Annotated in this window: 4 protein-coding genes; all 4 read right to left on the bottom strand. The window is 60.3% G+C overall.

Annotation, left to right across the window (positions count from 1 at the left end):
* Window positions 1–173: 173 nt before the first annotated feature.
* The gene (locus C0456_RS19040; RefSeq protein ID WP_291055700.1) at window positions 174–551 is read right to left on the bottom strand and encodes a helix-turn-helix transcriptional regulator; all 378 of its coding nucleotides are present in this window, start codon (window positions 549–551) and stop codon (window positions 174–176) included.
* Between the two features lie 454 nt (window positions 552–1,005).
* Complete coding sequence (locus C0456_RS19045; RefSeq protein ID WP_291055702.1) at window positions 1,006–4,842, bottom strand: AAA family ATPase; 3,837 nt, start codon at window positions 4,840–4,842, stop codon at window positions 1,006–1,008.
* Between the two features lie 485 nt (window positions 4,843–5,327).
* Entirely contained in the window at window positions 5,328–7,250 is a 1,923-nt protein-coding gene (locus tag C0456_RS19050) for a DUF3363 domain-containing protein (RefSeq protein WP_291055705.1), read from the bottom strand.
* Between the two features lie 208 nt (window positions 7,251–7,458).
* Window positions 7,459–7,680 (bottom strand): S26 family signal peptidase (locus C0456_RS19055; protein ID WP_291055708.1); only part of this gene is annotated, 222 nt, incomplete at its 5' end.

The raw sequence follows: 7,680 nt of genomic DNA on the forward strand, positions 1-7,680 counted from the left end.
TACAATGCCGACCTGGCCAATCAAGATTTTCCCGGGATTCATAAGCGTAGACTCCAGCTTCTAAAACGAAGCCGTATCTTCCACTAACCGCATCGGCCCTGCCTAGTTGGACGCTATACAGAGATATGCAAACGCACGCAGACCTGACCAACGACGGGGCAATGCCCCGCCAGCTACTTGCTCGACAACGCGCGGAGAATTTTGGCGATCGTCTCAAGCGTCGCCAGGGAAGTCGTCCGGTCAATCAGGACGTGACACCTGCGCCGGGTCCGCAGGATCGCAGTGTCCTCAACCTCTGTATCAGCGTAGCCCTCAAACAAAGCATCGACCGGCAGCGTGAAAAACCGGGCAAACTCGAACAGCATTCCTGCAGATATGCGGTTGGTTCCGCTTTCATACTTATGAAGTTGCTGGTGACTGATCCCCATCGCCTCAGCCAGAGCGGAGAGCGTCAGTCCGGCATCCGTGCGCCGCCGGCGGATGTTCGCCCCAACGATTAGATCAGCTCCCACCGCTTTCCGTACAGAGCGTTTCCTCGCAGGCTTCTTCATCGCTCCCCCCGCACCAAACATTTGAGCGAACCATAATCGATGTGCCCTGCGCGACAATCGACAAGCCGTTCACCTCTCGCATCACTACAACGACCATCACGGCTCCTATATCCCGAAAGCGGACCTCAATCATACAACACTAAGCGTCTTCTTTCGGACGCATTCCGGACCATGCATGTTGACTTGGATGCCTCTGCTTCAGCCCAGAAGCAGAGCCTAAGCTGTTCGAACTGGAGTTCCGCTGGGCGCCATAAGCGGAAGTTAGGGGCGAGCCGCAGAGCGGAGGTTCAGCCGACGCGTGCGGGAGCCCATGAAACATGGCAGCCTACGTCGACGTGCTCAAAGAACTATTGCCATTCAATCTTGCGTTCCGGTTTGGCGAGTTAACAGGCAGCTGAGCATTTTCGCGGAAGGATCCGCACGAACTAAGGCCAGGTCAAACAAAGCTTTTCCTCTACAGCCGCTCAAAAAGCACTCCGTGGACGGGCCAGACCTCCTTTAGGTCGGTCTCTGCGCCAGTATTGTGTGTTAGAACCACTGCAGAGAAGTCCCCGCTGATCTCGAGGCTCTCAAGGATTACAGCACCTTCCTCGCCGCAACGCAAACGCTTGAAGTAACGCTCATCGGCAATATTGCTGGCGATGACCGGGCGGCCATCAAGCTGCGCAAGGGCGTCGCTGGCGGAGACCGCAGCACCGATCATCAGCATCTGTCCGTCGAGTGCGATGGGTTCGGCGCTATCGCCGACTACCTCCACGAGACCTCTGATCTCTGTGGCGTAACGGCTGATCACCGACTCGCCGCCACAGTCGCAGACCTCACCCGGCTGGATAGGATTGAATGAGCTGAAGTCGAACAGCACTCCAACAACCTTGTGTAGCTCCAAGGTTGCCTTCTTGACGACAATTGGTGACGCGATCTGACGAGGGTTTACGGACTGGGCCGTCAGCACCGCGAGGTCACTGTGATTGTCGGCCACTTCGAAGCGGCGCGCCACAACTCGGTCCTCACACCTCGCCACGACTAAGGACCGCACCGACGGCTCCCCGGCCTCTTTGACCAAGAGGAGGTCGCCTTTCCGCGCGACGGGCTCAAGCGTTGCTGCGTTTAGACGGTAAGCAAAATGCCGCCCGAGCACCAAGTGGTTCTGCGCGCCTGCGCTGAAGTCTAATTCGACCCGTCCATCAGCAACGCGCCCGTCCGTCAACGCCGCCGCGCGGCCGACTATATGAAGACGCAGACTGCTGACCTCGGGGCTATACCCCTCCGGGAGGGCGCAATCGGGTTCGGCGGCGTGGAGGGCTCGCAGCCCGCCGTGGATCAATTGGTGATCACGCGCGAGTTGGAACGCTCGCCTGAGGGCCGGGGCGAGCTCCTTACGCCAGTGCATCTCTACCGTTTCAGCCTCACCTATACCAAGGTTCACTCGGCCGGAGTGGTGCGCCATTTCCATATACTTGAGCGCGGAAATTCCGCTGTCGAGTTGTCCTGTCAACCGTTTGAACTCGGCTTTGTCCCAAGGGGCGAGTTTGGCGGCATGAAGCTCGCGAATTTTTTCGCGCGCCGCGCCCATCACAAATCCATGAGTTGCCCAGTTCACGTCAGCTGCGTGGCCTCTCAGCATCATGCGCAATAGGCCTTCGACGTAGATCCGCACCGCCCCGATATAGTCTTGCCCGGCTCCTGGCGTGTTCTCGGTTTTGGTCCTCGCCCATTTTCGGTCCAGCGAAGCACCCTCGAAAATGCCGATGTGTTTAAGCTCATGCCCCGCCGAAACGATGATGCCTTGACGACCTTCCACACCATCGACCAGAACGAGTTCCACAAATATCTCGTCGTGGGTGACGAGGACGACTTGTGCGGACGGCTCTGCCTTCTGCAGGCGGATAATCTCCCGCGCCCAACGATGGCGATGCTCGGCATCAAACGTAGCTTGGGGGTCGTCCAACACCAACAAGGGCAGCGGGTCGCAGCCGAGTTGTTTGACCGCCTCTTGCCGCAGAGCGAACAGAAATGCCCACAAGACGGCCCTAAGCCATGAAGTGTTGGCCACCAAGGTCGCGTCGATCTTGAACTCTTCAGCAAAGGCTCCGCGCACCTGCAGCCCCGCTTTCCGCTCAAGGTTGGCACCCCTGAAGCCAAGGGACTCCGTTATATGCATCCGCTTCAGAATTTCCCCGATATCGTCCGACAAGGAGTGGATCGCGAGGCGCGCCTGCGCTTCTGACAGGGCGCCTAGAGTCTTGAGGGGAGCCAGATAGTCAGCGATGGCCTGACGCTGTTCCTGCTCCTTTTCATAAGTTCGAGCCTTCCGGCCACTCGTCCAAGCACGCCCCAAAGCCTCAGCCGCCGCGCGATACGGCTCGGCTTCACTGACCGCATGAGACAATCGGGTTAGGTGTTCGGAGAAGGTCTCGCGGCGCGCGTTCGTGGACTCGGCCCCCGCCTCCTTTTCGTCCCCTGTCTGTGCAGCGCCTACCGCCTCCAGCCACCAGATCTCCCAAAGAGGAGCGTTCTTCAAGCGCCACTCTCGCAAGTCCACGAGACGGCGGACGACCGAGATACGGTCCCGAAGCATGCGCGTCGGGTCCGCGTTCTCTGTGACCATCGTCTGCAGCTCTAATTCGTCCGCCGGCGCCATTGCCAATGCGTGTGTCACAAGCTGCGTAAACGTGGCTAACGTGTTCTTGTAGCGCGGCCGTTTAACGAACGTCGTTTCAAGGTCGGCAAGCAGCGCTTGGCGAGGGGCAAGACAGGCGACATCTCCAAGCTTACCGGCAAGGGCAGGAGGCACGGAATCGTTCAATTTGGCTAGGATAGCGTTTAAATTGTCGGACAACTGCCGAGTCGCCGCCTCACCTGCGCGTCGCAGTTCGTTCAATTCCGCACTCAGCGCCGCCTCGCGCAACGGCTCGTCGCAGAGCGGACATTCCGTGAGTTCGGCCGGTCCTTTGTGTACCAAATGCCACTGCGCGCCGAGCGCCTTCAGTTGCAGTCGTGTATCTTGCTGGCTGCGGTTGTGGAGTTTGAGAGCGTCCGCCATAGCGTCTACGGCTTCCAGAGCCGCCGCCTGGAGCACTTCACAGGTATCATTGTTAATAGCCGCAGCAATCTCCGACAGCGTTTTCCATGTGGCGAGCTCCATAAGGCCGCCTGCCATGTCCTCGCGTGCGCCGGAGATGGCACCGGCGACATCGAGTTGCGTTTTTGGACTGGTCAAGTCGAGGCCTGAGGACAGGTCTTCGCCAATGACCTTCGTTAGCTCGGCCGCCCGTTCCTTCAGCCGGACTCCGAACTTGGCAAAATCCCCATCCTTGTCGTCCGTGTCTTTCGGCATAAAGGCTGTCACGGTTTCGCCGGTGGGATTGAGAAGCCGCACCACGTCGGCCATTGCGCCATCAAACACCTGCTTTTGGGCGGCGTACAATTTGGAATTTGTCGAGAGGTACTCGCGCCCCTTGTTGCAAAGCCCGTCAACAAATGCGCCCAGCTCGACGAGCTCGTCCAGGCCGGTGAGAGACTGCACCGCTTCAGTCAGTGGCGTCGGCCCCTTGGCGAACTTGATCTGCGACATGCGAATGGGCATAAGCAGCCCGGTCTCGATGAGCACGTCTGGTATGGCTAGAGCTGGGTCAATCGAAGGCGTGACCAAACCGTTGCTAAGTTGGCGGCGGACCAAGGCGATGGCCCCAGCATCGTCTTTGAAGGTCAACGTGACACTGACGAAGGGATCGACTGACAACCCCGAAGGCGTTTCGGGATAGCATGCAATCGGCGGCCAGGTTCCAATCTGGCGGTCATCATCGCCATACACCTCAGCTCGTTCTGCAGGATTGGCGTCCGAGTGATCCCGCGGCCGTTCGCCCGTCATTGCCCAAAGGATTGCGCCGACCAACGACGATTTACCGCTGCCGTTGGGACCCTGCAGGATCAAACTCTCGCCATCGATCTCATGAACGAATGGCGGGCCACTGCAAGTGTTTAGCCCCCCGAAACCCTCTGTCTCGATCTTGTGCAGCCGCCAGGGGCCGGTAAGCGTAGACGAAGCGGTAGTCGCCGCTTCTTCAGCCGGGTCGCTTTCGGCGCCAAATGCGCGCCCTAGGCCGATGATAAACTCGTCGGGGATATCCTTGGGCTGCCGGACTTTGGACTGCAGCAGATATTCAAACATACGACGCTGCGCAGCGCTCTTTAGCTCAATGGCTTGGCGCTTGCCTGCGGGGTTGATCCAGCCGACCTCTCTGCCGCCAATTAGAGAGCGCTGAATTTCGATTTTGGTCAGTCGATCCATCGCCCCTCCTTTAGGCAACTTTGAGGTAAAGGGGTCGTATATGCTAGCCCCCACCTAAACTCGGATGAGAAAAAAATCTAAAGTAGGATTAAATCGCCGCCCACGGTTGTCGCTCGTGGAGGGAGCCGCTGCGTCCGAAATGCTGCCACGCTGACGCCATCGTCCCTTAGAACGCGGGCGTGGCACACGTCCGCTATGAAACACAAACTGACCGGACGCATCCCTTCGACAAAGGCGACTCTTGTTCCACAGCCGCGATATGGACCTCCCCGCAGGATGCCCGCACTTAGACGTTAAACGGTCACAAAAGAATGGATCAGTGAGCGGCAGGAAGGGTCCAATCCCGGTCGATGAGGCTGTCAGTTCCCTAAGTCTGCATTTGCGCCCAATGCTTCCCTTACGTTTTTGAAGTTGGTTGATCTGTTTCAGCCTGAAGCAAACATTAAATCGAACCTCCAATGAGATGCGCTGAAGCCTTTTGTAGATCACCGCTCCATGCCCCGCTCAATCCCAATCGTCCAACTGACGCTTGCCGTTGTTCGTCTAAACGCCATATCCCTCCCTCTATGACGCTCCATCTCCGGCCGCCATGGAACCAGCGCAAACTCCTTAGCATTCCCGACGACCGCAATTCTTCCCTGCCCCAGGTCCAGCGCCTTCTCGAACCGGCCTTCAAACCTGTCTCCCGGTACCAGCTCCACAGGAGCGCGCCCAGTTGATGAAGCAAGCCTGCTTGATGCCCTCCGCAGCTCCATGGCGCGCAACCTGTTTCGCAAGGCCTCACCCACCTCGCTGTCCCCGCTTTCAAGCCAGCCCTTCTCCTGAAGATAGGTGAGGCGCGCCTGCCGCACCTTCGCGAGCCGGTCGCCAGTCACCCCAGCTCCCTCCGTGTCGAGCCAGGTCAGACCGGCATGCCGGGGCTGCTCCGTAAGCGGAAGCCAAGACCGGACATGCACTTCAAGCCGCCCCGTCCTCGCCGCATCGTAATCGGCGGCGCGCTGGGCAAAGTCCTGCGGCACCTTCCACACGCCATCGCTGCCGCGTTCTACAATACCAGCGCGCCGCAAGGCTTCGAGGCGCCGGACATGTCCCTGCCGCCAGGCCTGCGTTGCCGCAGGATCATCTGCGACATGCAACGTATCTGAATACACCCCACCCAACCGCTCGGCGATCTTCAGGATGGAGGCATCCATCTCCCTGAGTTTCAGGGGCCGGGTACGAACCTCAACGACGGCGCCATCCGGTGGGATCCTCCCAGGCTCCTCCAGCCCGATATCGACGATCCACCCTGTCCCGTGAAAGTCCTCGACCACCAGGCTCCGCCGGTCGCGAAATTCATCCTCCGGAACCGACGCCAGGACTGACCCGAGAAGGACTTCCTGCTCCTGGCCGCCCGGTTCGAACCGGTGGAGATTCTGATCGGGTGCCCGATCCCTATGCTTCGCTGCCAGCGCCTTGAGGATATCACCTCGCTGCCCCAGCGCCTTGAGTGAGGCGTCCCAGCCAGGTTTGAGGGTCCAGCTATCCTTACCTGCCGGCACTGCGAGCCCAAGCCCCTCGAGATGGCGCAACCTCGCCCGCCGCAGCGCTTCGTCAAACCGACCCCGCGTGTCCCTTCCTTCTGTGATCCGGATACCGGTCTCCGAGACCTCTGCGAGAATGCCCCGATCCAGGCCTGTAAACCGGTCCTGCGTCACCTCGCTCTGCCGCGCCAGCGCAATCTCAAGATCGCGCCTCGGCCCAAGGCGCTCTGTGACGATGTCCTGCGCCCGCGAGGCCATACCTTTGCGGATGTAGTCCGGTGAGATAACGAGGTCCCTGCCGTCTTCGTCCTTACCTCGGATCACGATATGGGTGTGCGGATGACCGGTATTGTGGTGATCGACGGCGAGCCAGTCGAGCCGCGTGCCGAGATCGGATTCCATCTGGGCCATCAGCGCCCGGGTTGTCTCCTTCAGGTCCCCGAGCCGGGCACCATCCTCGGCCGATACAATGATCCTGAACTGGTGCCGGTCCCCGTCGCACCGCTCGAGGAATTCTTCCGCCTTCGGTTCCAGGCCCACCCGCGTGTAGAGATCGCCCCCGGAGCCATCCCGCTCGACGCCGTCGCGCTGGATGTATCCCAGATGCGCTTTCAGCGCCCCGCCCCCACCACCGCGTGGCGCCCGCGACACATGGGTCTTCACGATGACCCGGCGCATCCGGAATGATGCCATTCGCTGACCGCGCATTTCAAGGGTACGCGCGCTCGCGCCGCCTCGCCCAAGTCCGGCGCCGCTGAACCGCGCCTTTCCAGTTTTCCGGCCAAGCCGCGCAGCCGCCTGCCTCACCCGCTTTGAATAGCGAGACGTGCCGCCACGTCCCCGATCCCCCAACCGGCCAAGGCGCGGCGTGAATTCATCCGTCATGGGAAGATTCCCCAATCAAGATATGGCGCCAACCAGACCTGCAGCAAACACGCCAGATCGCAGCAAACCCGGCGTCTCGACCCGGTGCAACGGGCGCCGGAAAATCGTTGTGCAGGCAAGGCGCAAGGCAGGGCCTGGCGCCAGCGCTTTTAACTTGCCCTACCGGGTCCGCCTTCTCCACCCCTGCGCTCGCCTGCATCGCCTTGCCCTACTCTGCAGACGGATCGTGGGCGGACGAACCGAAGAGCGGCGCCGCGACGCCCAGGATGTCCGCTTCGTGAACTGCGCCGAAGTAGCGCCCGTCCAGAGAGGACGGATGCGGCGAGAGCAGGAATACCTCGCCTGCCGCAAGCGTGATGCACCCCTCCCAGACCGGCAGCTCCCGCCGCATCCCGTCGACAAAAAGTGCTTCAGCGGCCTTCTGACCATC

This window comes from Hyphomonas sp., assembly GCF_013823385.1.
In the GTDB taxonomy this organism is placed as follows: domain Bacteria; phylum Pseudomonadota; class Alphaproteobacteria; order Caulobacterales; family Hyphomonadaceae; genus Hyphomonas.

Excerpts from the sequence above, each read along its gene's own strand:
- C0456_RS19040 (WP_291055700.1), bottom strand. The coding sequence starts at position 551 with ATGAAGAAGCCTGCGAGGAAACGCTCTGTACGGAAAGCGGTGGGAGCT.
- C0456_RS19045 (WP_291055702.1), bottom strand. The coding sequence starts at position 4,842 with ATGGATCGACTGACCAAAATCGAAATTCAGCGCTCTCTAATTGGCGGC.
- C0456_RS19050 (WP_291055705.1), bottom strand. The coding sequence starts at position 7,250 with ATGACGGATGAATTCACGCCGCGCCTTGGCCGGTTGGGGGATCGGGGA.